Annotated in this window: 30 protein-coding genes; 14 read left to right on the top strand and 16 right to left on the bottom strand. The window is 63.7% G+C overall.

Annotated features, from left to right (window positions below; all coding sequences use genetic code 11):
- Window positions 1-165 precede the first annotated feature (165 nt).
- From J2R78_RS28600 to J2R78_RS28615, 4 genes are all read left to right on the top strand, one after another.
- The gene (locus J2R78_RS28600) at window positions 166-564 is read left to right on the top strand and encodes an EF-hand domain-containing protein (RefSeq protein WP_253607693.1); all 399 of its coding nucleotides are present in this window, start codon (window positions 166-168) and stop codon (window positions 562-564) included.
- 337 nt (window positions 565-901) lie between these two features.
- Window positions 902-982: a pyrroloquinoline quinone precursor peptide PqqA gene (pqqA, locus tag J2R78_RS28605; RefSeq protein WP_009031067.1), complete on the top strand. Its 81-nt coding sequence runs from the start codon at window positions 902-904 to the stop codon at window positions 980-982.
- Window positions 983-1,205: 223 nt separating this feature from the next.
- On the top strand, window positions 1,206-2,090 hold the full coding sequence (locus J2R78_RS28610) for a hypothetical protein (RefSeq protein WP_375167067.1): 885 nt from the start codon (window positions 1,206-1,208) through the stop codon (window positions 2,088-2,090).
- Between the two features lie 117 nt (window positions 2,091-2,207).
- Window positions 2,208-2,444, top strand: a complete 237-nt coding sequence (locus J2R78_RS28615; protein ID WP_168856069.1) for a hypothetical protein — start codon at window positions 2,208-2,210, stop codon at window positions 2,442-2,444.
- A 5-nt stretch (window positions 2,445-2,449) separates the two neighbouring features.
- Here J2R78_RS28615 and J2R78_RS28620 read toward each other — a convergent pair whose 3' ends face one another.
- From J2R78_RS28620 to J2R78_RS28635, 4 genes are read right to left on the bottom strand one after another with little or no spacing between them, the layout of a single operon-like run.
- The gene (locus J2R78_RS28620) at window positions 2,450-2,803 is read right to left on the bottom strand and encodes a hypothetical protein (protein ID WP_057020572.1); all 354 of its coding nucleotides are present in this window, start codon (window positions 2,801-2,803) and stop codon (window positions 2,450-2,452) included.
- Window positions 2,804-2,843: 40 nt separating this feature from the next.
- Window positions 2,844-3,554 carry an ABC transporter ATP-binding protein gene (locus J2R78_RS28625; RefSeq protein ID WP_016847784.1) on the bottom strand — a complete coding sequence of 237 codons (711 nt, stop codon included), beginning with the start codon at window positions 3,552-3,554 and terminating at the stop codon, window positions 2,844-2,846.
- Window positions 3,544-4,281: an ABC transporter permease gene (locus J2R78_RS28630; RefSeq protein ID WP_057020570.1), complete on the bottom strand. Its 738-nt coding sequence runs from the start codon at window positions 4,279-4,281 to the stop codon at window positions 3,544-3,546. The genes J2R78_RS28625 and J2R78_RS28630 overlap by 11 nt, the downstream gene beginning before the upstream one ends.
- 2 nt (window positions 4,282-4,283) lie before the next feature.
- Complete coding sequence (locus tag J2R78_RS28635) at window positions 4,284-5,216, bottom strand: ABC transporter substrate-binding protein (RefSeq protein WP_253590605.1); 933 nt, start codon at window positions 5,214-5,216, stop codon at window positions 4,284-4,286.
- Window positions 5,217-5,365: 149 nt separating this feature from the next.
- Here J2R78_RS28635 and J2R78_RS28640 point away from each other — a divergent pair, with 149 nt between their 5' ends.
- Window positions 5,366-5,707 (top strand): hypothetical protein, encoded by a 342-nt coding sequence (locus J2R78_RS28640; protein WP_371852187.1) that lies wholly within the window; start codon window positions 5,366-5,368, stop codon window positions 5,705-5,707.
- 124 nt (window positions 5,708-5,831) lie between these two features.
- On the opposite strand, the gene J2R78_RS28645 is transcribed toward J2R78_RS28640, so the two are convergent.
- Both J2R78_RS28645 and J2R78_RS28650 read right to left on the bottom strand, forming a co-directional pair.
- The gene (locus J2R78_RS28645; protein ID WP_253607694.1) at window positions 5,832-6,656 is read right to left on the bottom strand and encodes a quinoprotein dehydrogenase-associated SoxYZ-like carrier; all 825 of its coding nucleotides are present in this window, start codon (window positions 6,654-6,656) and stop codon (window positions 5,832-5,834) included.
- Between the two features lie 43 nt (window positions 6,657-6,699).
- A complete protein-coding gene (locus J2R78_RS28650) occupies window positions 6,700-7,626 on the bottom strand; it encodes a quinoprotein relay system zinc metallohydrolase 2 (RefSeq protein ID WP_253607695.1) in 927 nt (308 codons plus the stop codon).
- A gap of 167 nt (window positions 7,627-7,793) precedes the next feature.
- Between J2R78_RS28650 and J2R78_RS28655 the strand changes: the two genes are divergently transcribed.
- Together J2R78_RS28655 and J2R78_RS28660 are read left to right on the top strand one after the other, a co-directional pair.
- Window positions 7,794-8,675, top strand: coding sequence for a substrate-binding domain-containing protein (locus tag J2R78_RS28655; protein ID WP_076834162.1), 882 nt, complete (start codon window positions 7,794-7,796; stop codon window positions 8,673-8,675).
- The gene (locus J2R78_RS28660; protein ID WP_253607696.1) at window positions 8,672-9,226 is read left to right on the top strand and encodes a PQQ-dependent catabolism-associated CXXCW motif protein; all 555 of its coding nucleotides are present in this window, start codon (window positions 8,672-8,674) and stop codon (window positions 9,224-9,226) included. Before J2R78_RS28655 ends, J2R78_RS28660 begins: the two co-directional genes overlap by 4 nt.
- A gap of 27 nt (window positions 9,227-9,253) precedes the next feature.
- On the opposite strand, the gene J2R78_RS28665 is transcribed toward J2R78_RS28660, so the two are convergent.
- The 6 genes from J2R78_RS28665 to J2R78_RS28690 all read right to left on the bottom strand — a co-directional run bounded on the left by J2R78_RS28665 (window position 9,254) and on the right by J2R78_RS28690 (window position 14,134).
- On the bottom strand, window positions 9,254-9,550 hold the full coding sequence (locus tag J2R78_RS28665; protein WP_016847793.1) for a copper-binding protein: 297 nt from the start codon (window positions 9,548-9,550) through the stop codon (window positions 9,254-9,256).
- Window positions 9,551-9,692: 142 nt separating this feature from the next.
- Entirely contained in the window at window positions 9,693-10,310 is a 618-nt protein-coding gene (locus tag J2R78_RS28670) for a hypothetical protein (RefSeq protein WP_076834158.1), read from the bottom strand.
- A complete protein-coding gene (locus J2R78_RS28675; protein ID WP_253607697.1) occupies window positions 10,307-11,155 on the bottom strand; it encodes an ABC transporter permease in 849 nt (282 codons plus the stop codon). Before J2R78_RS28675 ends, J2R78_RS28670 begins: the two co-directional genes overlap by 4 nt.
- Window positions 11,152-11,973: an ABC transporter ATP-binding protein gene (locus J2R78_RS28680; protein WP_253607698.1), complete on the bottom strand. Its 822-nt coding sequence runs from the start codon at window positions 11,971-11,973 to the stop codon at window positions 11,152-11,154. The genes J2R78_RS28675 and J2R78_RS28680 overlap by 4 nt, the downstream gene beginning before the upstream one ends.
- Window positions 11,970-12,947, bottom strand: coding sequence for a YVTN family beta-propeller repeat protein (locus tag J2R78_RS28685; RefSeq protein WP_253607699.1), 978 nt, complete (start codon window positions 12,945-12,947; stop codon window positions 11,970-11,972). The genes J2R78_RS28680 and J2R78_RS28685 overlap by 4 nt, the downstream gene beginning before the upstream one ends.
- 5 nt (window positions 12,948-12,952) lie before the next feature.
- The gene (locus J2R78_RS28690) at window positions 12,953-14,134 is read right to left on the bottom strand and encodes an ABC transporter substrate-binding protein (protein WP_253607700.1); all 1,182 of its coding nucleotides are present in this window, start codon (window positions 14,132-14,134) and stop codon (window positions 12,953-12,955) included.
- Between the two features lie 146 nt (window positions 14,135-14,280).
- On the opposite strand from J2R78_RS28690, the gene J2R78_RS28695 reads away from it, so the two are divergent.
- Window positions 14,281-14,799: a DUF3280 domain-containing protein gene (locus tag J2R78_RS28695; protein WP_253607701.1), complete on the top strand. Its 519-nt coding sequence runs from the start codon at window positions 14,281-14,283 to the stop codon at window positions 14,797-14,799.
- A 188-nt stretch (window positions 14,800-14,987) separates the two neighbouring features.
- On the opposite strand, the gene fghA is transcribed toward J2R78_RS28695, so the two are convergent.
- Together fghA and J2R78_RS28705 are read right to left on the bottom strand one after the other, a co-directional pair.
- Window positions 14,988-15,827 carry an S-formylglutathione hydrolase gene (gene fghA, locus J2R78_RS28700; RefSeq protein WP_141339819.1) on the bottom strand — a complete coding sequence of 280 codons (840 nt, stop codon included), beginning with the start codon at window positions 15,825-15,827 and terminating at the stop codon, window positions 14,988-14,990.
- A 30-nt stretch (window positions 15,828-15,857) separates the two neighbouring features.
- A complete protein-coding gene (locus J2R78_RS28705) occupies window positions 15,858-16,478 on the bottom strand; it encodes a response regulator transcription factor (RefSeq protein WP_016847801.1) in 621 nt (206 codons plus the stop codon).
- A 181-nt stretch (window positions 16,479-16,659) separates the two neighbouring features.
- On the opposite strand from J2R78_RS28705, the gene J2R78_RS28710 reads away from it, so the two are divergent.
- Window positions 16,660-18,024 carry a histidine kinase gene (locus J2R78_RS28710; RefSeq protein ID WP_253607702.1) on the top strand — a complete coding sequence of 455 codons (1,365 nt, stop codon included), beginning with the start codon at window positions 16,660-16,662 and terminating at the stop codon, window positions 18,022-18,024.
- On the opposite strand, the gene J2R78_RS28715 is transcribed toward J2R78_RS28710, so the two are convergent.
- Together J2R78_RS28715 and J2R78_RS28720 are read right to left on the bottom strand one after the other, a co-directional pair.
- Window positions 18,021-18,455: a YkvA family protein gene (locus tag J2R78_RS28715; protein ID WP_253607703.1), complete on the bottom strand. Its 435-nt coding sequence runs from the start codon at window positions 18,453-18,455 to the stop codon at window positions 18,021-18,023. The two genes, J2R78_RS28710 and J2R78_RS28715, sit on opposite strands and share 4 nt — an antisense overlap.
- Window positions 18,456-18,485: 30 nt before the next feature.
- Window positions 18,486-19,460: a helix-turn-helix domain-containing protein gene (locus J2R78_RS28720; RefSeq protein WP_016847804.1), complete on the bottom strand. Its 975-nt coding sequence runs from the start codon at window positions 19,458-19,460 to the stop codon at window positions 18,486-18,488.
- A 420-nt stretch (window positions 19,461-19,880) separates the two neighbouring features.
- Here J2R78_RS28720 and xoxF5 point away from each other — a divergent pair, with 420 nt between their 5' ends.
- The 5 genes from xoxF5 (at window position 19,881) to J2R78_RS28745 (ending at window position 25,140) form a co-directional block, all read left to right on the top strand.
- Window positions 19,881-21,686 carry a lanthanide-dependent methanol dehydrogenase XoxF5 gene (xoxF5, locus tag J2R78_RS28725; RefSeq protein WP_092082995.1) on the top strand — a complete coding sequence of 602 codons (1,806 nt, stop codon included), beginning with the start codon at window positions 19,881-19,883 and terminating at the stop codon, window positions 21,684-21,686.
- Between the two features lie 123 nt (window positions 21,687-21,809).
- On the top strand, window positions 21,810-22,292 hold the full coding sequence (locus J2R78_RS28730) for a c-type cytochrome, methanol metabolism-related (protein WP_253609935.1): 483 nt from the start codon (window positions 21,810-21,812) through the stop codon (window positions 22,290-22,292).
- A 50-nt stretch (window positions 22,293-22,342) separates the two neighbouring features.
- A complete protein-coding gene (locus J2R78_RS28735) occupies window positions 22,343-23,452 on the top strand; it encodes an S-(hydroxymethyl)glutathione dehydrogenase/class III alcohol dehydrogenase (protein ID WP_024580243.1) in 1,110 nt (369 codons plus the stop codon).
- A 33-nt stretch (window positions 23,453-23,485) separates the two neighbouring features.
- Complete coding sequence (gene gfa, locus J2R78_RS28740; protein WP_016847312.1) at window positions 23,486-24,049, top strand: S-(hydroxymethyl)glutathione synthase; 564 nt, start codon at window positions 23,486-23,488, stop codon at window positions 24,047-24,049.
- A gap of 137 nt (window positions 24,050-24,186) precedes the next feature.
- On the top strand, window positions 24,187-25,140 hold the full coding sequence (locus J2R78_RS28745; RefSeq protein WP_253607704.1) for a hypothetical protein: 954 nt from the start codon (window positions 24,187-24,189) through the stop codon (window positions 25,138-25,140).
- The last annotated feature ends 183 nt before the right edge of the window (window positions 25,141-25,323 follow it).

Consider the following 25,323-nt stretch of genomic DNA (forward strand, 5'->3'; position numbering starts at 1 on the left):
CGCGAGCGCCACAGATGACCCGTGAGGCAATCGCTTTCCACCCGAAACCCGACAGGATTTCGCCGCGTACACGAACCGTGGGAAGCTCCGCTGAAGCTGCTATGGTAGGGTCCGATCGCAGGCGCTCCGTGTCTTCGCCGGAGCGGCACTTACGGGAGACGAACGATGATTTCGCGCCGATCGCTTGCGCTGAGTTTGGCCATTGCCATCCTGTCGGGGCCCGCCCTGGCGGCATCCAGCCGCAAGGGCGCGCTGAAGATGCTTGATCCTGATAATGACGGTACGGTCGATCTCGCCGAAGCCAAGAAGGCTGCTGCCGACCTGTTCGCGAAGCTCGATCCCGACCATGACGGCACGCTCGACGCGCGCGAATTGCGCGGACGGCTGACCGCGAAAGAACTGGCCGCGGCCGATCCGGATCACGACGGCACCCTGACGCTCGACGAATACCTTGCGGTCGTCGAGCAGCGCTTCAAGGCCGCCGATCCCGACAATGACGGAACGCTGGATGCGAAGGAGTTGAACTCGCGCGCCGGCCGGGCCTTGCTGCGCCTGCTCAAATAGCTTGCCTTTCCGGCGCATCTTGCTAGGCGGATTGCCGGATATTGACGCAGGAATCCGCGCATAACAAAAAAGTTGCGAGTTCGCTCTTGGGCAAGACGCGGCTGGATGAATCGGGTCTCCTTACCCCCGCGTCGCCGCCCGGCAGCCGGAAAATGCCCGACAGATCAGTGTCGGAGTTCCCAACGCCGGGCAGATGTCAGCGAGCCGTCGTCCGCCTCGGCATGTCCAGCAGCGAAGTCGGGTCCTTACCCGGCCGGCTTGCGCCCTGGAAAAGGCAGCCCTAGCTTGCCGCGCGGCGCGAGGTTTGCGCCAACAACTTATGACTTGGGAGAAGGAAATGGCCTGGAAAACACCGAAGATCGTCGAAGTGCCGGTGGGCATGGAAATCAACATGTACGCCTGCGCAGCGCGCAAGTAATCTTAAGACAAGTAACGCGAGACAGCCTGCCCGGCTCGTGCAGCGCGCTGCATCGAGCCGGGCAGGCGTCTTTTGTCGAACGTGTCTTTCTCGGGCGCTGCGGCCGCTCGGACAGCTTCCTTCATACCCTTCCCACAAGACCTTGAGACCGACACCACCTGCGCGATTGGCGGGCCTAGCTGCTTTGTCCTACAGTGTGGCCTGAGGCGGTGGTGCGGGGACGATGAATCCAAAACTCAAGACCGGGCGTTGGGCGGGGATGCTGTGCGCGGCGATTGCCGGCATCGCGGCGGTGTTGCCGCCTGGCGCATATGCCGAGGACTTTGATACCGAGCACATCTTCGGCTTCATGATCGGCTCCGACGTGGGCAATGTCGGTGAGCGCGAATTCCAGAGCCAGACCACAGGGCGCTTCGCCAAGGACGGCGGCCGGTATCGCACGCTCAATCAGGAAATGGAGCTCGAGCTCGTGCCCGCGCAGAATTTTCGTGTCGAGCTCGGAACGTCATTCGGCGCATACGACATCAACCGCGTTCCGGGTCTTGACGATCGGCGCCAGCTGTCGTGGCAGAGCGTCTCGGTCGATTTCCGCTATCGCTTTCTGAATCGCGAGACGGCGCCCTTTGGCATGACGGTCGCGCTGGAGACGCGTGCCGATCGCGTCGACGAGACGACGGCCGCAGCCGTCCGTAGTTATGGCACCGAACTCACGGTCGCGTTCGACCGCGAGGTGATCCCGAATTTTGTCATCGCGGCCCTCAACCTAAGCTATGAGCCGGAATGGACGCGCACGCCGCGCACCGGCGCTGCGGATCAGGATGCCACCATCGGTGCCGCATTCGGCCTCATGGCCAGGGTGAAGCCGGATATCCTGATCGGCGGCGAAGCGCGCTATTTCAGGAAGTACGAGGGAATCGGCCTGGATGAACTGTCCGGGCAGGCGCTGTTCATCGGACCGACCGCCTATTTCCAGCTCTCCGAACGTTCACGCCTGACCGCGACATGGAGCGTCCAGGCCTGGGGGCAGCGGGCCGGAAGCAATGCCGCCCTCGACCTCGTCAATTTCGAGCGCCATCAGGCGCGGCTGGTGTACGGTTTGAACTTCTAGAGCGTGAAGCCTCCCGGACCGGGTTCCCCAACCTCTCACGGGGCTGTGAAACCCGGACGTGGCTGATTACGTATTTCGCCGTGTTATCTATTGCATGAGCACGCTTAGGGATCGCGCATGAACCCGATTGATCTGATCGTCACGGTATGTGCCGTGCTGTCGCCCGCCACCTGCGAGGAGCAGCATCTGGTGTTCAACTGGAACGGCTCGCTGCAGCAATGCGCCATGGCCGCGCCGCCTTACATCGCGCGGTGGGTCGGCGAACATCCGAAATGGACCGCGGTGCGCTGGCGTTGCGAATATCCGCACAGCAACGATCGGGCCGGCACGGGCGGCGAGCTGCCGGCGGGTTAGCCTTCCTATTTGTTGCAGTCCTTCAAGTCCTTGTCGGATACCGAAAACACGGCATCGGCCTTGATCTCGATGTCGCGAACGAAGCACTGCCTGGCGCCGCTGTAGCCGACCTTGGCGTCGTAGCGGCCGGGCTCGACGCCGGTGATCCGCAGGCGCTCGTCATGGTCGACTTCCTTGTCCTTGTCGTTGAGCGTCTGGTTCGGACCCCACTCGTTCTTGCCTGCCGGCGACAGCGCGAAGCTCGAAATCGTGGCGCTGGTCAGATTCCACAGCCGAATGCCTTTGCCCTTGCTTTGGGCGAGCACCGTCGCCGGCAGCACAAGCGACGCAACACCAACAGCGATCAACGCGCGCGACATCCAGCCTCTCCTTTATGCTTCGTCCAAGGATGACGGCGTCTCACATATTTGCAAGGTCCAACTGTGAGAGTTGCCGCTTGATTTCGTCGATCTCGGGTTCGCCGCGCGTCGCGCGTGGTGCGGCAATGGTCTCGACGTGGAGGATTCGGGCCGGCCGCGATGACAGGAAGAACAGGCGATCGCCGAGGCGAACGGCGTCGTCGAGATCGTGGGTGACGAGCAAGGTCATCATTTTCCGGCTCGCCACCAGCGTCGCGACCTGGTCGCGCAGCCGCCCCGCGAGCGCATTGTCGAGCGAGGCCAGCGGCTCATCGAGGATCAGGAAATCGGGCTCGATGGCGAAGGCGCGGGCCAGCGCGACGCGGCGGGCGAGGCCGAGCGACAGCTCCGCGGGAAAATGGTTGCGGTGCGCGCCCAGTTCGAGCACCTCGAACAGCGCAGAGAGCGTGCTGTCGTCGACATGCGGCGCGGCCAGCCGCACATTTTCCTCGACCGTGCGCCAGGGCAACAGCCGCGGCTCCTGGAAGACCATGCCAAGGCGCATGCCCGGCGACCGCGCGACATGGCCCCGGTAGTTGGCGTCGAGCCCGGCGAGGATCCGGAGCAAGGTGCTCTTGCCGCAGCCTGACGGGCCGAACAGCACGCCGACCTCGCCAGCGTTCAGCGTGAAGGTGACGTTGTCGAGCACGTCGTGCCGCTTCCCGGCCGCGCTCTCAAAACTCTTGCCGGTGATATTGACTTCAAGCTGCACGGAGCCGCCACCGCGTTAGCCTGGTTTCAAACGGCTGCACCAGCAGGGTTTCGATGATGAGCACGACACCCGCAAAGCTCAGCGAATAGGCAAGCAGCAAGGGGATGTCGAACAGCTGGAAGGCAACCCCGATCTCGAAGCCGACGCCGTTCGGCCGGCCGAGATATTCGGCGACCAGCACGATCTTCCAGACCAGCGAGAGCCCGGAGCGCGCAGCGGCCGCGATGTAGGGCGCAAGCTGCGGCAGGATCACATGACGGAAGGCGCGGCCGCGCGGAAAAGAAAACGCCGTCGCCATTTCGTCGAGCGCAGGATCGAGCGCGCGGGCGCCTTCGCGCAGAGTGACGACGGCGGTCGGCAGCTTGTTGATGGCGATGGCGGCGATCGCGGCGACCTCGGTCAGCCCGGCCCAGATGTAAGCGAGCACGATGACGACGAGCGCGGGCAGGTTGAGCAGCAGGATCAGCCAGGGATCGCCAAGGCGATTGGCAAGCGAGACGCGGCCCATCAAATAGCCGATCGCCGAGCCGAGCGCCATGGCAAGGGTGAAGGCCAGCGCGACCCGGGCCAGGGTTGCGCCGAGATTGACGAACAGCGCGCCCGATCGGGCTTCGGCGACGAGCACCGACAGCACCGCCGGCGGCGCCGGCAGCTTCGCATCGCCGATCAGGAGAGAGGCAATCCACCAGGTCGCGATGAACAGCGTGAATGAGAGGAGACGCAGCACCGCTAGTCTCCCGGGATCGCTTGGTAGAAGGTGCCGGGATCGAGCTCGGTTGCCGTGCCGACCAGATCGCGGCCGCCGAGCTGCGCCAGCACCCGGTAGAGCACGCGCGCATCGGCCTCTTCGTCCGCGATCGGACGGCGCGGGATGCCTTCGCGGTAGCGCTCACGATAGGCATGCAGGGTTGCGGGATCCTGCGCGCCGGTGAGCGGCGCGATCGCGTCCCATTCGGCATCCGAGGTCGCCAGAATCTCTTTCGCCGCGCGGGTCACCGCGATGAAGCGGGCCACCAGATCCTTGTTGGCATTGGCCCAGGCTTCGTCGAACACGTAGCCGATCATGGCGATGCGGCCCTTGCTGCCGAGCTTTTGCAGGATCTCTTCCATCCCGGCGAGCCGGCGAAAGCCCTTGGCTTCGAGCGCGGCGCAGAAATTCCAGTAATTGAGCGTCGCGTCCATCTCGCCGCCGAGCGTCTTGGCGGCGAGCAGCGGCGGCGCGCCGTAGACGATGGTCGCCTGCGACTTCAGGTCGATGCCGTCCTGCTTCGATGCGGCTTGCAGCAACAGCCAGTTCTTGTCGATCGCCCCGCCGGCAATAGCAAGCTTCCGCCCCTTGAGGTCCGCGAGCGTCTTGACCGGCGAGGAGGCCGGGACCATCACGGCGCCCAGCGCGCTCGAATAGGGATAGAATTGCAGCTTGGCGCCGAGCGACCGCTCGCGCGACACCCAGGGCCAGTCCGATACCATCACGTCGGCCGTGCCGGCGCGCAGCGCGATCTTGCCGGCCTCGGGGCTGGCCAACTCGACGACGTCGATCGACAGATTGGCCTTCTTGTCGAGACCATGGGAGCGAATGACGGCCAGTTCCCAGGCCAGCGTTCCGGTCTTCTGCGCTGCAACGCGGATGGTCTGCGCGTAGCACGAGGTGCCGAACTGCATGACCGCCAGAACTGCCGCAGCCAACACCGTGCGTACAGAGATGATCATCGTTTCTTGAGCCACTTCCCCGAATGTTTTCTTTTCTGATCAACATCCATAGCATAGCTTGCGGAAAGAGAAGAGGAAGCAGGACCATGGCAGGAGCTGGCATGCTACGACCGATTGTCGCCATCCTGGTGCTTGCCGGGACGGCCGTCAGCGTGCGGGCCCAGGAGATCAACGACTATCCGACCTCGGCGCGGGCGGAATATGTGTTCGGCTGCATGAAGGCCAATGGCGAATCCCGGCAGTCGATCGAGCAATGTTCCTGCTCGATCGACGTCGTCGCCTCGATCATCCCCTATGATCGCTATGTCACCGCCGAGACCGTGCTGAGCATGGCGCAGGTGCGGGGCAATCTGGGCGGCCAGTTCCGCTCGTCCGAGCAGGCCGCGAACGCGCTCAACGACCTCAGGCGCGCCCAGGCCGAAGCCGAAGTCAGGTGCTTCTAGAGCATGATCCGAAAAAGTGCGAAGCGGTTTTCCGGAAAGATCATGCTTAAATACCGGGCTAAGGCGCGATAGCGATCCAACCTGATCTCATTGCATTTTGCGTCCGTCGTGAGATCGCGAGGCGTCAGGTGCCGGGATTCTCGACCTTCCATTCGTGCTCGAAGATATGCCCTTCGGTGTCCTTGGCTTCGGCACGGAAGCGCTTGGCGCCATTCGAGACGTAGGTGAAGCGGATATTGGGATCCTCGGAAATCGAGATTCCGCCCTCCATCGCCAGCACCGGACTGTCGTCCTGCCAGATGTGCAGCTCGTTGACGAAGTAGGCCGGGATATAGAGCTGCGTGACCTGGTCCATCTGCAGGCCTGAATTATTCGGATGCCCGATCATGATCTGGGCTTCCCGCGTGCTGGTCGCAGGTCCCTGTTCGGACTTGGTGAATTGCCGGTAGCGCATCTGGCCGAGGCGGTTCCTGGCTTCCTCGACGTTCTTGCCGGCCGGCGCCGAGCAGCCGCCGGAGGCTTTGACATAGATCTTGCTCACATAGAGCTTGCCGTCGCTGAGCTCCGCGACGGCGTGCACATTGGTGTAGTTGTTGACGCGGACACGGGTCGAGATCTCGGTGACGTTGGCGGCCGGCCCCAGCGTGAACTTCGCGGCCATCGCCGCCGGATTCTCGTCGATCACAAGCGTGATCGCGACGACGCGGCGGCTGTCGCTCGGCTGCAGCTTGGTGCGCAGCGTCACTGGCACGATCGCGGCGTCTTCCGCGCGCATCGGCATCTCGATGCCGATGACATCATTGCCGTCATTCATCGGGCGGTTGCTGAAGATGTCCTGGACAAGACCCGGCCAGGGATCATAGGCCTCCGCGGCGGGCGCAGCCGGTGTGCCCAGCGCGATCGTGAGCAGGCTTGCGATGCAAAGCAGGCGGGCGCGATGTCCGGTCATGTTCGCGAAATCCTATGCAGCCGCGTAAGTATAGGACGAACAGCTATTCCCATTCAATTTCCGAGAATGCTGCAGTTGCGTTGCGGGCGTTGTAATCGTCGAACAATTGCCAGCGCGGCCGCTCGGCGGCTGCCGCGTGCTCCGCCGCGGCCGTGATCGGCTTGCCGCTTGCGACCAGTGCGCGCACATCCGCGGCCAGCACCCCAAGATAACGGCGCTCGTCGGCAAGCGCAGCCGGCCACGCGCTCACGGGTCCGTGACCGGGAACCACGCGCTCGGCGGAGATCGCCGCGAGCTCGTCGAGCGCACGCAGCCAGCCCTTGAGGCTGCCGTCGACCACGGGAATATGGATAAGAAACACCATGTCGCCGGCGAACAGGGTGCTGGTTTGCTCGTCGAGGACCGTGAGGTCGTTATCGCTATGGGCGGGCGGCCACGCCTTCAGGGTGAGGGCCCGGCCGCCGAGGTCCAGCCTCAGCGTGTCCGCGACCAGCACGGTCGGGGGGATGATCTTCACCTCGTCGATCAGCTCATCGCCCATGGTCCGGCGAAACCCGTCGAGGTAGAATTGTCCGCGCGCGGCCAGCGCGCGTGGCAGGGACTTATGGCCGACGAAGCTGGTCCCGTCGCCGACGAAAGCCGCATTGCCGAAGCTGTGATCTGGATGGGCGTGGGTGTTGATCACGTAGCGGATCGGCTTGTCGGTACGGCTGCGGACCGCGGCGAGCAGCTGTCGTCCTTCGCGGACGCTGCCGCCGGTGTCGATGACCGCAACGGCACTGTCGCCGATCACGAACCCCACATTGGCGATGGCGCCTTCGTTCTCGCGCGTCATCAACGCGGTGACCCCGGTGTGAACGAATATTCCGGGAGCGACTTCGCTTACAGGCAATTCCACCTCTTGCGCCCGCGCTATGGTCGGCGCCCAAAGCATCAGGAGCAGCGCAAGCACCGAACCGCCATGAGCCATGTTTCCGCCTCAGTTACTCCGGGACGCGCGATCGATGTCGTCGCGTTCCAGTTTGCGCTGCAGCAAGCAGCGCGGCGTGGTCGCGATCATTATTCCTGTTGCACGTCATGGTGCGCCGGGCAATTGCTGGATGGCGGCGATCGATCCGATCAAGAGGAGACCGCGTAATGAGAATTGTCGGATGCCGTCCTGTTCTGCTCGCGCTTGTCGGCTTCATCGCCTGTCTGGCCGGCCGCGACATCGCGCGCGCGCAGGTCAATGATCAGGGCGAGCTTTCCATCGAGCTCATCGATGCCCGCGTGCTGCGCATCTGTGCCGATCCCCGCAACCTGCCGTTCTCGAACGACAAGGGCGAGGGGTTTGAGAACAAGATCGGCGAACTGCTGGCCGGGAAGCTGCAAAAGAAGCTCGACTACATGTTCTTTCCGCAGGCGACCGGCTTCGTGCGGATGACGCTCGGCGCGCATCGCTGCGACGTGATCATGGGCTTTCCGCAGGGCGATGACCTCGCGCAGGGCACCAATCCCTATTACCGCACAGCCTATGCGATCGTCGCGAAGCCGGGCAGTGGGCTCGATGAGGTCACGACGCTCGAGGACCAGCGGCTGAAAGGCAAGCATATTGGCATCGTGGCGGGAACGCCGCCCGCGACCAACATGGCCATCAACGGTCTGATGACCAATGCGAAGCCTTATCCGCTGATGATCGATACGCGCTACGATTCGTCGGCCGAGGCGATGATGAACGATCTCGCCAAGGGTGAGATCGACGCCGGCATCCTGTGGGGACCGATGGCGGGCTTCTACGCCAAGAAGGCCAACCCGCCGCTGCACATCACCCCGCTGGTCAAGGAGACCACGGGACCGAAGCTGATCTATCGCATCGGCATGGGCGTGCGGGCGTCCGACCAGAACTGGAAGCGCCAGCTCAATCGCCTGATCCAGGAGAACCAGCCCGAGATCAACAAGATCCTGCTCGACTACGGCGTCCCGCTGCTCGACGAGAACGACCGTCCAATCGGGCCGGAGACCGCGACCAAATCACCATGATCAGGCTCGCGGCCATGCTTGCGGTGATGCTCGTCGCCGCTTCGCCTGTCCGCGCGCAAGACCCACCCGCAGAGCCGGAGGGCTATCGCACCGAGGACTACCGCGCTCCGGTGCCGGTGACGCTTGCCGGCGCACGGGTGCTCACCACCGCGGAAGCGGAAGCGATCTGGCGCGACAAGTCCGCCGCCTTCGTCGACGTGCTGCCGCGTGCGCCGAAGCCAAATCTGCCCGCCGGCACGGTGTGGCGCGAACGGCCGCACCTCAACATTCCCGGCAGCATCTGGCTGCCTGACACCGGCTACGGCAAGGTCGCAGCGCCCACGGAGGACTACCTGCGACGCGGGCTGGTCCGCGCCTCAGGCGGCGACGCCACCAGATTGCTCGTGATCTACTGCCAGGAGAATTGCTGGATGTCGTGGAACGCGGCCAAGCGCGTGCTGTCCTACGGCTACCGCAACGTGGCGTGGTATCCGGAGGGAACTGACGGATGGGAGCGTGCCAAATTGCCGCTGGCGGATGCCGAGCCCGAGCCGCGCGAGGGAGAGCAGTAAGCCCAGCCTCGCGCGCCACGTGGGCCGTTACTTCTGCTTGTCGAGCTTGTTGATGGTCTTGCCGCCGTCGCTGTCCGTTGTGGTGAACGAGACCTTGTCACCGGCGTGGAAGGCCTCCAGCGATTGTCCCTTCGGCACCTTGTATTCCTGGATCGCGCCGCCGGACGCGCCCACTGTGCCGCCTTGCGTCTGCTGGATCGAGATGGTTCCACTCAGTCGGTCAATCTTGGTGACCATTCCCGACATGGATTGCTGGGCCAAAGCCGCTGTGGTGACCAGGCTCGCGGCGGCAAGGCTGGTCATGACGATCTTGGCTGCTTTCATGGAGGTCTCCCAAGTTCAGATATAGTTGGAGACAACGAGCGGGCAGTGCAGTTTGTTCCGGATCGGCGTGGCCCAACAGACTGTTACCCAAAAGACCGTCAAAACGGCGCGTTGACGATCCCGGGGCGTTCGGTCGCAGGCCTCAATCGAGCTCCTGCTGGATGGTGCGGCCGAGCGCGAACAGGCGCTGATCGATGGCGGTCGGCACCTCGCAGACGAATTTCACCACGCGCCCGCGGTCCTCGAAGATGCGGGTCTCCCAGACCAGCTGGTTGCCGAGCTCGTCGACCTTGGCCTGGTCCGGCGGTGTCGCGTCCTGCAGCGCCTGCAGCTTGAGCGTATCGTCGCGGATCTTCTCCGCGGCCTCGCGCTGCTTGCGCATCACGCGCTCGAGCCCGTTCATCACCGAGGCGCGCTGTCCGTTCAGCGTATCGAACAGACCGGCAAACAGCAGTTTTCCCGCATTCGCCTTGTCGGCCGCGGCAGCTGAAAGGAATTCGGTGATTTCCTTCTGCGCTTCTTCGAGCGGAACGCGGCGCGCCGCGAGCTTGATCGCGAGCGCGCTGACTTTCGGGTCGTCCTTCCACTTGGTCTCGGCATCGCCGAGCGGCGGCCCGGCCCAGACTGCGGCGAGCGAGATCTCGGGCACCTTGGCCTGTTGGCAGGGCCAGTCCGGATAGCGCGGGTCGGCAGCCGATGCGGCCTGGTTCGACAGAACCATCGCGAGCAGCGCGCCCAGTCCTGTTCGCCAGCCTGTCATGCCTCGCCTCCGCCGGGTCCGCGGCGCACCAGGCCGCGCGATGGATCGTAAGCCAGGATCGCGCCGATCATGAAGACGACGGTGCAGCCGCCGACCACCGCGAGCGAAACCCAGTTCATCTTGCCGTACAGTGCAAACCGGATCAGCTCCACCGCATGCGTGAACGGATTGCACTGGCAGATATAATACAGCATCGGGCTGCCTTCCTGCACGCGCCACAGCGGGTAGAGGGCCGACGATGCGAAGAACATCGGGAAGATCACAAAGTTCATCACGCCGGCGAAATTTTCCAGCTGCTTGATGCTGGCCGAGATCAGCATGCCCAGCGCGCCGAGCATCAGGCCCGACAGCACCAGCGCCGGAAGCACGGTGAGGTAGCCGATGGTCGGCGGCGAGATGTCCCAGAACCACGCGATGACAAGGAAGGCATAGACCTGGAGCAGCGACACCGCCGTGCCGGCAAGCAGCTTGCAGAACAAGAGATAGCTGCGCGGCAGCGGGCTGACCAGCAGCGTGCGCATGTTGCCCATCTCGCGGTCGTAGACCATCGACAGTGAGGATTGCATGCCGTTGAACAGCTGGATCATCGCCATCAGCCCGGGCGCGATATAGACCTCGTAGAGGATGTAGGTCTCGTAGGGCGGGATGATCGAGATGCCGAGCACCTGCCGGAAGCCGGCCGCGAAGATGAACAGCCAGACCAGCGGCCTGACCAGCGCCGACACGAAGCGCTCGCGCTGATGCAGGAAGCGCAGCGCCTCGCGCCACACGATGCCGTTCAGGCAGACGATGTATTCCGACAGCGAGAAGCCGCTTCGCTCAGGCGTAACCGTCGTGCTGGTCATGACGGCGGTCTCCCCGCGAGTGTTGCCGTTCCGGTCAGGCGCATGAACGCGGTGTTGACGTCCTGGGCGCCGGCGTCGGTGATCACCCGTGACATCGGGCCGTGCGCCAGCATTCGGCCCTGATGCAGCACGACGAGGTCGTCATTTGGCATGATCTCGTCGAACAGATGCGTCGCCCAGAGCACGCCGATGCCCTGTTCGGTGACGAGCTGCCGGACATGGTCGAGAATGTCGGCGCGCGCCTTGACGTCGAGCCCGACCGTGGCCTCGTCGAGCAGCAGCAGCCGGGGCCGGTGCAGCAGCGCGCGGGCGATCTCAAGCCTTCGCATCTGGCCGCCCGAGAGATCGCGCACCTTGCTGGCGGCGCGGTCGGCAAGCCCGATGCGGCCGAGCACCTCGGCGCTGCGCAGCCGCGCCTCGCGCCGCGAGATGCCGTGCAGCGCGGCGTGATACAGCAGGTTCTGCGTCAGCGAGAGGTCGAGATCGAGCGTGCGCGGCTGGAACACCACGCCCATCAGCCGCAGCGCTTCACCCGGCGTCCGGCTGATGTCGTGGCCGAAGATCTTGATCTGGCCGTTCTGGATGCCGAACAACCGCGTCACCAGCGAGAACAGCGTGCTCTTGCCGGCGCCATTGAGACCCAGCAGCGCGGTGAAGCTCGCAGGCTGGACCGTGAAACTGACATCGATCAAAGCGCGGCGCGGACCGTAGCTGTGGCTGACATTGCCGATCGACAGCGCCGGCTGCACGGCCGCGGCTGTTCCAGGGCCTGCATCCGGCGAGAGCTGGTTCGCGATATGGGCGTCGGTTGAGGTCATGGCTGCGCGATCGTGATCCCCCAGGGCAGTTCGCCGACCTGAATGGTCTTGATCACCTTCTGGGCCGCGACGTCGATCACGGAGACGTCGTTCGAGACGCCGTTGGTGACCAGCAGATATTTTTCGTCCGGGGTGAAATCCATGTGCCAGACCCGCTGGCCGACCAGGAGATATTTGAGGACCTTGTGGCTCGTGCCGTCGACCACGGCAACGCGGTTGGCGGGGCCGAGCGCAACGAATGCGGTCTTGCCGTCCTTGGTCATGCCGATGCCGACTGGCTGGATCGCCTCGTTGCGCAAGCCCGGAATTTCGAAGGTGATCTTGCCGGTCACCTCGCGCTTGACCGGATCGATGATCGACACCGTGCCGCCGATCTCGGAGGAGACCCACAATTCGGAACCGTCGCGCTTGAACTGGGCGAAACGCGGCCGCGAATCGACCAGCACATTGGCGACGATCTGGCGCGTCGACGTATCGATGAAATGCGCCATGTTGGTGGTCTCGGACGTGTTGATCAGGATCTTGCCGTCCGGGCTGATCGTCATGCCCTCAGGCTCGACGCCGACCTGGATGTCGCCGATCCGGGCGCGCTTTTCGAGATCGATCACGGTGACCGTGTTGTCGTTCTCGTTGGCGACATACATGGTCTTGCCGGCGGCATCCTGGGTGAACAATTCGGGGTCGGGACCGGAGGGCAGGGTGTCGACGATCTCCTGGGTCTTGGTATCGATCACCTGGATCGTGTCGTCGTCGCCGACCGCAACCATCACGAACTTGCCGTCGCGCGAGAACTCGATGCCGCGCGGCCGCTGGCCGACCTTGATGGTTTTGGTCACCGTCCAGCTGTTGGTGTCGATCACCGTGACGGTGTTGCCCTTCTCGTTGGAGACGTAGGCAACGAAGGCGGACGCCGGTGTCGCGGCAAGCCAAACGAGCATCCCGGTCAACAGACAGCGGCGCCACATGCGTATCATCTCCCTCACTGCAGCTTGCACTTCGTTTCAGGCCGGTCAACTCCGAGCGTGTCGAGTTCGGAGACCTGATGCAGGAAACCTTCCTGCGGCGAGACCGAAACGACCATACGACCATCGGCCAGCAGGATCGGCTGGCGGAGTTGCAGATTCCAGTCTCGCAGGGTCAATCGCGTGCCCTTGAAGGCGGCAATCGAGAAATCCTTGCCCTTGAGGAAGGCGATAACCTTCTTGGGGTCCCCCGAATTGGTGCGCGATGTGGCTTCCCCGATCATGCGCGCGGCAGTCCAGGCCTGCATGTCGAGCGCCGTCATGCGGCGCATGTTCAGCTTGACGAAGCGGTTCTGGATCTGGACCGCGCCCCACTGGTCATGCGCCGCGTCCCAGCTGGTCGGCACGAGGCCCGCCGAGCCCGCCACCGGACGCGGGTCCCAGGTGCGGTACGGCAGATAGTTCGCGAACACCTCGCTCTCGTCGGCGGCGACCAGCACGTCGTAAGCCGGCGCCTGCTGGGTGAACACCGGCATCTGGCGCTGGATCAAGGTCACACCGCTGTCGGTGCGGCGCGCGCCGCCGGTGTCCTCGAAGGTCCGTTCCTGGACGATCTTGGCGCCGAAGCGGGTCGCGGCGCGGCGCAGCGCGTCGGCGTAAAGCTTGTCCTGATCATGCGAGCCGACCACCAGCAGCCAGCGTTTCCACTGCTTCCACACCAGATATTGGCCAAGCGCATCCGCCAGCATCGAGCGGGTGGGTGCGATGTGGATGACATTGGCGCGGCAGTCCTGCTCGCGCAGCCGATCGTCGATCGCGCCCGCATTGAGCAGCACGGTGCCGCGGTCGCGCAGCGCGTCGGCGACCTTGAGCAAGGCGTCGGCGGGCAGGTCGGTGATGATATAGTCGTTGCGTCCGGCGAGGTCGGTCGCGACCTTGGCGACATCGTCGCTATCCTTGACCTTGACCTCGTCGAGCACGAAGCGCTGGTTGAGGAATTTGCCGGTCGTGTTGTTGTCCTCGATCGCAAGGCTCGCGCCTGCGATGCCGTCATTGTCGGCGGGCTGCTCGACCAGCGAGAGCGTCGATTTGACGCCGGCATGACCGAGATAGCCGATATGAACCTCGACGGGATCAGCCGCCAGCGCGCCGGTCGCCACCATGCTGAGCGCGATCGTGCCGATCAGCCATCGCAACATAACTCCTCCCGCAGTCTTTTTTCACTCGGCATGGCGTTCGGAAATCCGGCTTCCATGCTGTTGACTTGCAAGATGCCGGAATTGGCCTAGCTTGCAACCCCGCTTTTTGTCGTTGCGACGTTACAAATTACGATTGGTTCACAATCATGAGATCAGCGTTTGCCTTCGCCGTTTCTTTGCTGGTGGTGTCTGCGGCGGCAGCGCGCGCCGAGCCGCCCAAGCTCGCGGTGTTCGACCTCGAGATGATCGACACCAGCCTGCAGGGGGAAGTGAGCGGGCCACGCAGTGATGAGCAGGCGCGGCTGCTCCGGGCCGGCGATCAGGTGCGCAAGGAGCTCGCGGACTCCGGCAAGTTCCGCGTGCTCGACATCGCGCCGGTCAATGCTGCGGCGCATGGCAGCAATCTTCAGGCCTGCGGCGGCTGCGATGTGAAGCTGGCCGGCGAACTGGGCGCTGATCTCGTGATGACGGGCGTGGTGCAGAAGGTCTCCAACCTCATCCTCAACATCAATCTCTATTTGCGCGACGTCCATAGCGGGCAATTGCTGGCAGCGGCGAGCGCCGACATGCGCGGCAACACCGACGAATCCTGGTCGCGCGCCACCGACTACCTCGTGCGCAACCGCCTGCTCGCGCCGAACTACGGCGTGCCGCAAGCGCGGTAGCTTGCGCTCACGAATGGACCTCCGTCATCCTGAGGTGCGAGCCTTGCGGCGCAATTGCGCCGCTGGGCGAGCTTCGAAGGATGAATCGGCCTGGTTACAGCCACACGTAGAAATTCGGGCCGTGCATCCTTCGAAACGGCCGCTTCGCGGCCTCCTCAGAATGACGGAATGAACAGACTGCGTGACGCTCACGCCTTCAGTCGCGCGGCGTGCCAGCGCAGATGATCGGCCATGAAGGTCGAGATGAAGTAGTAGCTGTGGTCATAGCCCGGCTGACGCCGCAGGGTGAGGGGGATGTTGGCCTTCTCGCAGGCGGCCTTCAGGAGTTCGGGCCGCAGCTGCTCGGTGAGAAAGCCGTCGGCATCGCCGTAGTCGACCAGCAGATCGGAGAAGCGGGCACCGTCCTCGATCAGGGCGACGGCGTCATGCTTGCGCCACGCCTGCTTGTTGCTGCCGAGATAGCCGCCGAGCGCCTTGTTGCCCCATGGCACCTGCGACGGCGCCACGATCGGCGCAAACGCGCTCGCCGCGCGATAACGATCGGGGTAGCGCAGCGCGACCGTCAGCGCGCCATGGCCGCCCATGGAATGACCAAGGATGGATTGCCGCGTTGTGTCGACCGGGAACTGCTCGGCGATCAGCTTCGGCAATTCCTCGGTGACGTAGCTCCACATCCGGTAATTGGTCGCGAACGGCTGCTCCGTCGCATCGACGTAGAAGCCGGCGCCGAGCCCGAAATCGTATGAGTTGGCGGGATCGCCGGGGACGCCTTCGCCGCGCGGGCTGGTGTCGGGCGCGACGAAGATCAGGCCGAGCTCGGCGCATGCCTGGCGGAATTCGCCCTTCTCGGTGACGTTGGCGTGGGTGCAAGTCAGGCCCGACAGGTAGGTGACGACGGGCAGCTTGGCGCCGGCCGCATGTTCAGGGACGAACACCGAAAAGGTCATGTCGGTCTTGGTCTCGCGGCTTGGATGCCGATAGACGCCTTGCGTGCCGCCATGCGACTTGTTCTGGGAAACCGTCTGCATTGTCGTATTCCTCTTGGTTGGAGCGCTGCGTCAGGCGACGCCGCTCTCGATCGCCAGCCGCACCAGCTCTGCCGAAGTGCGCACGCCAAGCTTCTGGCGCATGATCGATGACGTGTTTGCGACCGTCTTGTATGATGAATGCACCAGCCAGGCGATCTCCGACAGGCTCTTGCCGGAGCTGAGCAGGCGCAGGATCTCCATCTCGCGTGAAGTGAGCTTGGAGAGCGGATTTTGCGCAAAGCCCGGCCGCGCAAACGCCACGTTGCGCGCGATCGCTGGCGGCAGATAGACGCCGCCATTGCCGACCTCGCGCACTGCTTCCACCAGATCGTTGGGATCGCCGGTCTTCGAAACGTAACCCTTGGCGCCGATGTCGATGGCGCGGGCGGCGAACACCGGGTCATCGTTCATGCTGAACATGATGAGGCGCGCAGACGCATCATGCGTCAGGATGCGGCGCGCCAGCTCGAAGCCGGAGACCGTCGGCAGGTTGATGTCGATCACGCAGAGATCGGGCTTCTCCGCGACGAACGCCCGTTCGCCGCTTTCGGCATCCGCCGCTTCCAGCAGCGTGATCTCGGGATCGTCGGCGAACACGGTGCGGCAACCGGAGGCAACGATGGGATGATCATCAACGATCAGAATGCGCATGGCGTTGTTCCGGCGACCTGCTTCGATTCACTCATCATCACGTCGGTTTGCGCGAAGGACAGGTCGGTTCCGACCGGTTGTGCACCTCGTGCGGGATTGCGATAGGGTGCGATTAGATAGCCGGGCAAATTTGGCTGTCAACGATCCTCTCGGAGGAGGGATCGCGGTCGGGGGCAACGTCATGTGGCAAAAGCTATCTTTGCGCGCGCGGATCAACCTGCTGCTGGCGCTGATCCTGGCGCTTGGCCTCGGCATCAATATTGCGCGGCTCGTGCTGGAAGCGGGGCCGCGTGTCCAGGCCGAGGACCAGAGCGTGATCCGTCTGGCGCGTGAATTCGTTGCGACGATCGTGGCCGGTCTCGACGAGGCGCCGGATCCCGATGCGCGGCTCGATCAGATCGTCCAGGACCTGAGCCGGCTGCGTCACGTCAGCATCACGCGGCAGGATGGCGCGACCGCAAAATCTCCTGATCGCCCCGAGGACGTCGGCGATCAACGCGCTCCGCCGCAGTGGTTCGTCGCGCTGGTTCATCCCGAGCAGACCTCGGTGCGGGTGCCGATCTCGGTGCACGGCAAGCCGCAATCGCTGGTCATCACCTCGCATCCCGACGACGAAGTCGCCGAGATCTGGGACGGCATCGTCACCCAGATCGAGGTCGGCTCCGCGATCACGGTCGCGCTGCTTCTGGTCACCATGCTGGTGGTCGGCCGCGCGCTGGCGCCACTGGAGGCACTGTCGCAGGCCATGACCGGCATCGAGGCCGGGGATTACGATGCCCGCGTCGAGCCCGGCGGATCGCCGGAATTGGCCGCCATCTGTGCCAAACTGAACCATCTGGCGGCGACCCTTGGCGATGCCGTCGAGGGCAAGCGGCAGCTCGCCGAGCGCGCGGTCTCGCTGCAGGATTCCGAGCGCAAGGAGATCGCGCGCGAATTGCACGATGAGTTCGGGCCCTATCTGTTTGCCTTGCGCGCGCATGCCGGCGCGCTGACCCGGCTGGCGGAAGTCGAAAAGCCGGACCCTGCGGCATTGCGCAAGCACGGCAACGCCATCCTCGAGCAGGTCAACGCGCTCCAGCAGTTCACGCGCCGGATTCTTGAGCGATTGCGGCCGGTCGGCCTGGCCGAGCTCGGGCTTGCGGAAGCGCTCGGCGCGCTGGTGCGGCTATGGAGCGAAACGCACCCGGAGGTGAAGATCGAGAGCCGCATCTCGCCGGCGCTCGGCGATACCGGCGAGATGGCCGACCTCACGATCTATCGCATCGTCCAGGAGGCGCTCACCAACGTGTTCCGCCATGCCGGCGCGACCGCGGTCGATATCACGGTCGAACCGGCGGAATGCCAGGCCGGCCTGCGCGGCAGCCGCGACTGCGCGCTCGTGCGGGTTCGCGACAATGGCCGCGGCCTGCTGAGGGATCACAGGCTTGGCCGCGGTTTGACCGGGATGCAGGAGCGGATCCTCGCGCTTGGCGGCACGCTTAACATCAATTCCAGCGATGATGGCGTGACGGTCGAGGCGCTCGTGCCAAAGGCCGCACGGTCCTAGACGATTGGCTGTCGCCAATATCTGAAAGCCGCCCAAGCCAGCGCCGCCGCGCCGGCGATCCAGAGCACGACGATCGCGATCATTCCCGCCCGGCTGGTCGGACGCTGCAAGACGGCGCCGGCCTTGGTACGGCATTCCGCCATCACCTCGTCCGGCACGAGCGAGATCGCAAGCCAGATGCCGAGCGGCAGCAGGATCAGATCGTCGAGATAGCCGATCACCGGAATGAAATCCGGGATCAGATCGATGGGAGACAGCGCATAGGCCACGACGGCGACGGCAAGGGCCTTGGCATACCAGGGCACGCGCGGATCACGCGATGCGAGATACAGCGCAACGCTGTCCCGCTTGAGGTTGCGCGCCCAAACCTTGATCGAGGACAGCTTGATTGAGGACAACTTGGTTGGAGAAAGTCTGTCGGCGGACGGCATGGCGCAACGCCTGCACGTCGGATGGAACCGCTATTCCAGCACCACATCGGCCGGCATACCGCCGTGCAGGCCCTTGTGGACGGAGGAGGGCGCGATGCCGAAATACTTCCGGAAGACGCGGCTGAAATGCGACGAGCTCGAGAAGCCCCAGGAGAACGCGACGTCGGTGATGGTCTTGCCGTTCTGGGACTCCAGCTCCTGCCGGCAGTTCTGCAGCCGGGCCTTCCAGATGTAGTCGCTGACCGTCATGCCGCGATCGCTGAACAGCATGTGCAGATAGCGCTTCGAGCAGCCGAGCGCCGCGGAAATGCGGTCGATGCAGAGATCCGGATCGCGCAGATGCTCGCGGATGAAGCCCTGGGCCCGCACATAGGTGGCCTCGGCGCTGCCGCGGTCGAACATGGCGCCGGTCTCGCGCAGCGGCAACAGCAGCAAGTCGATCAGCGCATCAGCCACGCCGACGGCGTTGACCGGCGTCAGCGTCGGTGCCTCGCCGAAGGCGGCATGGACGAAATCATAGGCGATGCGGCCGGTGCCGTTGCGCGCCGACAGCTTGCACGGCGCCATCTTGGAGAGCTGGAAGCCGCGCTCCTTGAGCAGGTCCTTTGGAACGATGACGACCTCGTGCCGCGTCAGCGACGGGCTGATGATGGTGTGCGGACACGACACGTCGTAGGCGAAGCAGTCGCCCGGCATGATGTCGAAGTGCAGGCCGTCTTGCTCGAAATGCGAGACGCCGTGGGTCTGGAACACGATCTTGATATAGGGGTGCTCGCTCAGCTTGATGCGCGAGATGGTATGCGCGATCCGGTGCTGGCTTGCCTCGATCTGACACAGCTTCAGGCGCGATACCGTCGTGAAATTGACCCGGGCTTCGAGCGAGGATCCTTCCAGCGCATCGACGTCGAACTGGCCGCAAAGGTCAGTGAGCGCATCCGACCAGCGCTGAATCTGCCGCTTGGGCGTCAATCCGTTCGTGCTGAGAGAATGGACTGTATCGGACATCTTTCCAGCCACCGATTCGATCCCCACGTGACTGCTCACCGAGCTTAAGTCTGGCCCGAGATGATGCGCCTTCTCCCTGATTCTGAATAGCTTAGGGAGGCGGCGGGATTTCTTCCCGGTTAATGTCGGGTGATCCTCCGACTTAGTTCTAGGCTCGTCAAGCGCAACCTTAGCACGCGTCAATCTGGCATCCGGATCGCGCCGGCCGCGATTGATGCCCTGCAACATGAAGCAAGCTTTCCAGCCAAATCAGGGCCGGGCGACAAAAATCTGACGAAGCTTCGCTTTTGAGCAAACGGCTCTTCTCTTTTGGGCAAGTCAGCGCGCTTCGAGAGGACTACGACTGGGGCACCAAAATGGAAGAAGTGGGGCCGTTTCGGCGGAAACCCTTGAGCTCTTGAACCTGGGAGGAAATCCACGATGCGCAAGATGCTTTACGCGACCGGCCTTGGGGCAATGGCGGTATTTGCCGCCGGAGCGGCCAACGCCAATGACGAACTCCACAAGATGTCGCAGAACCCGAAAGACTGGGTGATGCCGGCCGGAGACTACGCCAATCAGCGTTACTCCAAGCTGAATCAGATCAACGCCTCGAACGTCGGAAAGTTGCAGGTCGCCTGGACGTTTTCGACCGGCGTGCTGCGCGGCCACGAGGGTGGCCCGCTGATCATCGGCAACATCATGTACGTCCACACCCCGTTCCCAAACAAGGTCTATGCTCTTGACCTTTCGCAGGACAACAAGATCGTCTGGAAGTACGAACCGAAGCAGGATCCGAACGTCATTCCGGTGATGTGCTGCGACACGGTCAACCGCGGCGTTGCCTATGGCGACGGCAAGATCTTCCTGCACCAGGCCGACACCACGCTGGTGGCGCTCGATGCCAAGACCGGCAAGGTGGAATGGACGGTGAAGAACGGCGATCCCAGCAAGGGCTCGACCGGTACCTCCGCGCCGCTGGTGGTCAAGGACAAGGTGCTGCTCGGCATCTCCGGCGGCGAGTTCGGCGTCCAGGCTCATGTGACCGCTTACGACATCAAGACCGGCAAGCAGGTCTGGCGCGGCTTCTCGGAAGGCCCGGATGACCAGCTCCTGGTCGACGACAAGACCACCGAGCTCGGCAAGCCGATCGGCAAGGATTCGAGCTTGAAGACCTGGCAGGGCGATCAGTGGAAGATCGGCGGCGGCGCGACCTGGGGCTGGATCTCCTACGATCCCGAACTGAACCTCGTCTATTACGGGTCGGGCAATCCCTCGACCTGGAATCCGAAGCAGCGTCCCGGCGACAACAAGTGGTCGATGACGATCTGGGCGCGTAACCCGGATACCGGCGTCGCCAAGTGGGTCTACCAGATGACGCCCCATGACGAATGGGACTATGACGGCGTCAACGAGATGATCCTCTCGGATCAGACGATCGACGGCAAGGCGCGCAAGCTGCTGACGCATTTCGATCGCAACGGCCTCGGCTACACGCTCGATCGCACCACCGGCGAACTGCTGGTCGCCGAGAAGTACGATCCGAAGGTGAACTGGACCTCCGGCGTCGACATGAAGAAGGACTCGCCGACCTATGGTCGTCCGAAGGTTCTTGACGCAGCGTCGACCGACAAGGCAGGCGAGGACGTCAACGTGAAGGGCATCTGCCCGGCAGCGCTCGGCTCGAAGGACGAGCAGCCGGCAGCCTACTCGCCGGACACGCAGCTGTTCTACGTGCCGACCAACCACGTCTGCATGGACTACGAGCCGTTCAAGGTGAGCTACACCGCAGGTCAGCCCTATGTCGGCGCGACGCTGTCGATGTATCCGCCTCCCGGTGAGACCAACATGGGCAACTTCATCGCCTGGGACGGCAAGACCGGCAAGATCGTGTGGTCGAACAAGGAGCAGTTCTCGGTCTGGTCGGGTGCGCTCGCGACCGCCGGTGGCGTGGTGTTCTACGGCACGCTGGAAGGCTACCTGAAGGCTGTCGACGCCAAGACGGGCAAGGAGCTCTACAAGTTCAAGACCCCGTCCGGCATCATCGGCAACGTCACCACCTATGAGCATGCCGGCAAGCAGTACGTCGCCATTCTGTCGGGTGTTGGCGGTTGGGCAGGCATCGGCCTCGCGGCTGGTCTGACTGATCCGACGGCCGGTCTCGGCGCAGTCGGCGGCTATGCCGCGCTGAGCAACTACACCGCGCTCGGCGGAACGCTCACCGTGTTCTCGCTGCCGCAGCAGTGAGCTGAGCAACCTCGTTCCGGCGCATGGGGCGATCTCCATGCGCCGGTCCGTCTTCAATCTGCACGCGAGGATATGCTTTTGCGTAAGATCTGGTTTGTGACTGCCGCGATTTTCGTCGTGGCAATGGGTGGAGTTGCCTCCGCCGAGGACGTGGGTGATCCAACCGCCGTCAAGAACGAGGACGGCAAGTATCTCGACAAGGATGGCAACCCGACGTTCAAGGTGACATCCGACGGCACGGTGGACTGGTACACCTACTCCGGATACCGCCGCTATCATTCGGAGTGCCACGTCTGCCACGGACCCGATGGCATGGGCTCGACCTACGCGCCGGCGTTGAAGGACTCGCTGAAGACCATGAGCTATCCGGATTTCATGGGCGTGGTCGCGAGCGGACGCAAGAACGTCTCGACGGCGCAGGAAAATGTCATGCCGGCGTTCGGCGATAACCCGAACGTTGCCTGCTACATGGACGACCTCTATGTCTACCTGCGCGCCCGCGCCAATGACGCGGTTGGGCGTGTTCGGCCGGCCAAGCACGAAGACAAGTCGGAAGCCTACGGCAAGGCGGAAGACGCCTGCATGGGCAACAACGACAAGAAGTGAGCCGGTCCGGTGCGAACGAGAAACCTGTTTGACGTTTTGTGGAGACCAAGATGAAGACCCGCGCCGCAGTCGCATTTGAAGCAAAGAAGCCGCTTGAGATCGTCGAGCTCGATCTGGAGGGTCCCAAGGCCGGCGAGGTCCTGGTCGAGATCAAGGCGACGGGCATCTGTCACACCGATGCCTACACGCTCGACGGCTTCGACAGCGAGGGCATCTTTCCCTCGATCCTCGGGCACGAAGGTGCGGGCATCGTTCGCGAGGTCGGCGCCGGCGTGACGTCGGTCAAGCCGGGCGATCATGTGATCCCGCTCTACACGCCGGAATGCCGGCAGTGCAAAAGCTGCCTGAGCCAGAAGACCAATCTCTGCACCGCGATCCGCGCCACCCAGGGCAAGGGCGTGATGCCCGACGGCACCTCGCGCTTCAGCTACAAGGGCAAGACGGTCTTCCACTATATGGGCTGCTCGACCTTCTCGAACTTCACCGTGCTGCCCGAGATCGCGGTGGCCAAGATTCGCGAGGACGCGCCGTTCGACAAGAGCTGCTACATCGGCTGCGGCGTCACCACCGGTGTCGGCGCGGTCGTCAACACCGCCAAGGTGACGCCGGGCTCCAACGTGGTGGTGTTCGGCCTCGGCGGCATCGGCCTCAACGTGATCCAGGGCGCCAAGATGGTCGGCGCCGACAAGATCATCGGCGTCGATATCAATGACTCCAAGGAAGCCTGGGGCAAGCAGTTCGGCATGACGCATTTCGTCAACCCGACCAAGGTGGGCGGCGACATCGTCCAGCACCTGGTGGGCCTGACCGACGGCGGCGCCGACTACACCTTCGACTGCACCGGCAACACCAACGTGATGCGGCAGGCGCTGGAAGCCTGCCATCGCGGCTGGGGCGTCTCGGTGGTGATCGGTGTCGCGGAGTCCGGCAAGGAGATCGCGACCCGGCCGTTCCAGCTCGTCACCGGACGGGTCTGGAAGGGCACGGCCTTCGGCGGCGCACGCGGCCGCACCGACGTGCCGAAGATCGTCGACTGGTACATGGGCGGAAAGATCCAGATCGATCCGATGATCACCCACGTGCTGAAACTCGACGAGATCAACAAGGGCTTCGACCTGATGCACGAGGGAAAATCGATCCGTTCGGTCGTCGTATTCTGAAATCACAACACCAAGCACTAGGAGGATAGGTCAATGACTGTTCATATCCACCCGTCGGTCGACAATGGCGTCAAGCAAGGCTCCGGCAGCTTTGCCGGCGGCACGCTGGTCTGCAAATGCGCGGACAAGCCGGTCAAGGTCGGCATCAAGGGCGACGTCGCCCACAACCATGCCTGCGGCTGCACCAAGTGCTGGAAGCCTTCGGGCGCCACCTTCTCGGTGGTCGCGGTGGTGCCGCGCGAGAATGTCACCGTGCTGGAGAACGGCGACAAGCTGAAGATCGTCGATGCCGCGGCGGTGATCCAGCGCCATGCCTGCACGGGATGCGGCACCCACATGTACGGCCGGATCGAGAACAAGGGCCATCCGTTCTATGGCCTCGACTTCATCCATCCCGAGCTGTTCCAGGAGTCCGGCTCGGCTGCGCCCGGATTTGCCGCCTTCGTGTCGTCGGTGATCGAGTCCGGCGTCAAGCCGGCCGATATGGCCGGGATCAGGTCGCGGCTCAAGGAGCTTGGGCTCGAGCCCTATGACTGCTTGTCGCCGCCGCTGATGGATGCGATCGCTACCCACGTGGCGAAGTCCAAGGCGGCCTGACGACGGCACCGTGACAAAGGCGGCCTGACTGACTCGCCTTGACGAGATCCTGCGCCGGCAGAGGGTCTGCCGGCGAGGGATATGCTGGTAGTACCCGTGACCTTGAACCTTGCATGCCCTGCGGACGACCACAGGGCATGCATTTTATCTTCCGCTTTGCCCTCGTCCTTTCCCCGATCCTGCTGCTTTCGCCGGCCCGCGCCGCGTCGCAGGAAGACCGCTATATCGCCGCGCGTGGCGCCGCGATCGCCAAATTCGCCAAGCTGTCGAACGACAACAAGATCAATGAGGTCGTCGACAAGGCCGAGGCAGCCGCGCGCGACGAGCTGAAGGGGCAGCTGACGGCCATCCTGTCACAGCCCGCCCGGCCGGGCTTTGCTCCCGCCCAGCTCAACCTCGACACTCTATACAAGGGCGATATGGGGTTCGGCATGCTGGACGGCCTGCGCTTCGATGCCGACACCGGCAGGGACGGGGCAAAGATCGGAGAAAAGCGTGCCGACGGCAGCTTCGTCGAGCCGAAAGCCCATATCATCGTCACCACCGAGCCTCTATTCACGCGCTGGCTGCACGAACACAAGACCTGGTGGGACAAGGGCAGCAAGAACGTGCCGCAGCAGATCGATGCCGCCCTGAAGTTCGAGGGCCTCTACACCCAGGCGATCTCGACCGATGCCGCGGTGGTCAATTTCGACGACCTGCCGATCGCCAAGCCGGCGTCGGCCACCCTGGCTTACGGCTTCCTGGCCGGCCGTACCCAGGATTCGTTCCCCGACAAGGCCGACGAGGTGTTCGTGGCGGCGCTCGCTGGTGGCAAGATGTATGTCGCCTATGGCGAGATCGAGCCGGCGGTGGAAGTGCCGACCTGCACCGCGATCCGCGCCGACTACAACAAGAAGGCCGATGCGGCGGCCGAGAGGCTCGAGCGCAAGCAGATCACCCGGCAGGCCTATGACAAGCTCGGCGACCTGCGCCAGCAGGGCGAGGATGCGTTCAAGCGCTGCTTCACCGAACGCGCACCGCAACAGCCGGCCTTCGCCGCGGCCACCAAGCAGGCCCAGGCGCTACTCGAGGCGGCGATCGGCAAATAGCTCAGCGAGCTATTGACCAGCGGCAATCCCAACTTCAGCACGGCATCTTGTCTGTCACGGATGCTAATCTCAGATAGATTGCCACAACAAGCTCCGTCCTCTGTGACATCAGCGCTTCGATCGCCTGCGCGTGATGTCGATCTATTGTGGCCGATGTCTTAGCAAGATCGCGGTGCCGATAAT

Origin of the sequence: Bradyrhizobium sp. USDA 4538, assembly GCF_024171045.1 — a bacterium.
Taxonomy (GTDB): domain Bacteria; phylum Pseudomonadota; class Alphaproteobacteria; order Rhizobiales; family Xanthobacteraceae; genus Bradyrhizobium; species Bradyrhizobium australafricanum.

What these genes read in the sequence shown, in the direction of transcription:
- J2R78_RS28730 (WP_253609935.1), top strand. Translation starts at nt 21,810, where the DNA reads ATGGGTGGAGTTGCCTCCGCCGAGGACGTGGGTGATCCAACCGCCGTC.
- J2R78_RS28660 (WP_253607696.1), top strand. Translation starts at nt 8,672, where the DNA reads ATGATCAGGCTCGCGGCCATGCTTGCGGTGATGCTCGTCGCCGCTTCG.
- J2R78_RS28670 (WP_076834158.1), bottom strand. Translation starts at nt 10,310, where the DNA reads ATGACAGGCTGGCGAACAGGACTGGGCGCGCTGCTCGCGATGGTTCTG.
- J2R78_RS28615 (WP_168856069.1), top strand. Translation starts at nt 2,208, where the DNA reads ATGAACCCGATTGATCTGATCGTCACGGTATGTGCCGTGCTGTCGCCC.
- J2R78_RS28610 (WP_375167067.1), top strand. Translation starts at nt 1,206, where the DNA reads ATGAATCCAAAACTCAAGACCGGGCGTTGGGCGGGGATGCTGTGCGCG.
- J2R78_RS28745 (WP_253607704.1), top strand. Translation starts at nt 24,187, where the DNA reads ATGCATTTTATCTTCCGCTTTGCCCTCGTCCTTTCCCCGATCCTGCTG.
- J2R78_RS28655 (WP_076834162.1), top strand. Translation starts at nt 7,794, where the DNA reads ATGAGAATTGTCGGATGCCGTCCTGTTCTGCTCGCGCTTGTCGGCTTC.
- J2R78_RS28675 (WP_253607697.1), bottom strand. Translation starts at nt 11,155, where the DNA reads ATGACCAGCACGACGGTTACGCCTGAGCGAAGCGGCTTCTCGCTGTCG.
- J2R78_RS28640 (WP_371852187.1), top strand. Translation starts at nt 5,366, where the DNA reads ATGCTACGACCGATTGTCGCCATCCTGGTGCTTGCCGGGACGGCCGTC.
- J2R78_RS28680 (WP_253607698.1), bottom strand. Translation starts at nt 11,973, where the DNA reads ATGACCTCAACCGACGCCCATATCGCGAACCAGCTCTCGCCGGATGCA.
- J2R78_RS28720 (WP_016847804.1), bottom strand. Translation starts at nt 19,460, where the DNA reads ATGTCCGATACAGTCCATTCTCTCAGCACGAACGGATTGACGCCCAAG.
- J2R78_RS28715 (WP_253607703.1), bottom strand. Translation starts at nt 18,455, where the DNA reads ATGCCGTCCGCCGACAGACTTTCTCCAACCAAGTTGTCCTCAATCAAG.
- J2R78_RS28650 (WP_253607695.1), bottom strand. Translation starts at nt 7,626, where the DNA reads ATGGCTCATGGCGGTTCGGTGCTTGCGCTGCTCCTGATGCTTTGGGCG.
- J2R78_RS28635 (WP_253590605.1), bottom strand. Translation starts at nt 5,216, where the DNA reads ATGCAGTTCGGCACCTCGTGCTACGCGCAGACCATCCGCGTTGCAGCG.
- J2R78_RS28600 (WP_253607693.1), top strand. Translation starts at nt 166, where the DNA reads ATGATTTCGCGCCGATCGCTTGCGCTGAGTTTGGCCATTGCCATCCTG.
- J2R78_RS28665 (WP_016847793.1), bottom strand. Translation starts at nt 9,550, where the DNA reads ATGAAAGCAGCCAAGATCGTCATGACCAGCCTTGCCGCCGCGAGCCTG.
- J2R78_RS28735 (WP_024580243.1), top strand. Translation starts at nt 22,343, where the DNA reads ATGAAGACCCGCGCCGCAGTCGCATTTGAAGCAAAGAAGCCGCTTGAG.
- pqqA (WP_009031067.1), top strand. Translation starts at nt 902, where the DNA reads ATGGCCTGGAAAACACCGAAGATCGTCGAAGTGCCGGTGGGCATGGAA.
- J2R78_RS28620 (WP_057020572.1), bottom strand. Translation starts at nt 2,803, where the DNA reads ATGTCGCGCGCGTTGATCGCTGTTGGTGTTGCGTCGCTTGTGCTGCCG.
- J2R78_RS28695 (WP_253607701.1), top strand. Translation starts at nt 14,281, where the DNA reads ATGAGATCAGCGTTTGCCTTCGCCGTTTCTTTGCTGGTGGTGTCTGCG.
- fghA (WP_141339819.1), bottom strand. Translation starts at nt 15,827, where the DNA reads ATGCAGACGGTTTCCCAGAACAAGTCGCATGGCGGCACGCAAGGCGTC.
- J2R78_RS28705 (WP_016847801.1), bottom strand. Translation starts at nt 16,478, where the DNA reads ATGCGCATTCTGATCGTTGATGATCATCCCATCGTTGCCTCCGGTTGC.
- xoxF5 (WP_092082995.1), top strand. Translation starts at nt 19,881, where the DNA reads ATGCGCAAGATGCTTTACGCGACCGGCCTTGGGGCAATGGCGGTATTT.
- J2R78_RS28710 (WP_253607702.1), top strand. Translation starts at nt 16,660, where the DNA reads ATGTGGCAAAAGCTATCTTTGCGCGCGCGGATCAACCTGCTGCTGGCG.
- J2R78_RS28685 (WP_253607699.1), bottom strand. Translation starts at nt 12,947, where the DNA reads ATGATACGCATGTGGCGCCGCTGTCTGTTGACCGGGATGCTCGTTTGG.
- J2R78_RS28645 (WP_253607694.1), bottom strand. Translation starts at nt 6,656, where the DNA reads ATGACCGGACATCGCGCCCGCCTGCTTTGCATCGCAAGCCTGCTCACG.
- J2R78_RS28690 (WP_253607700.1), bottom strand. Translation starts at nt 14,134, where the DNA reads ATGTTGCGATGGCTGATCGGCACGATCGCGCTCAGCATGGTGGCGACC.
- gfa (WP_016847312.1), top strand. Translation starts at nt 23,486, where the DNA reads ATGACTGTTCATATCCACCCGTCGGTCGACAATGGCGTCAAGCAAGGC.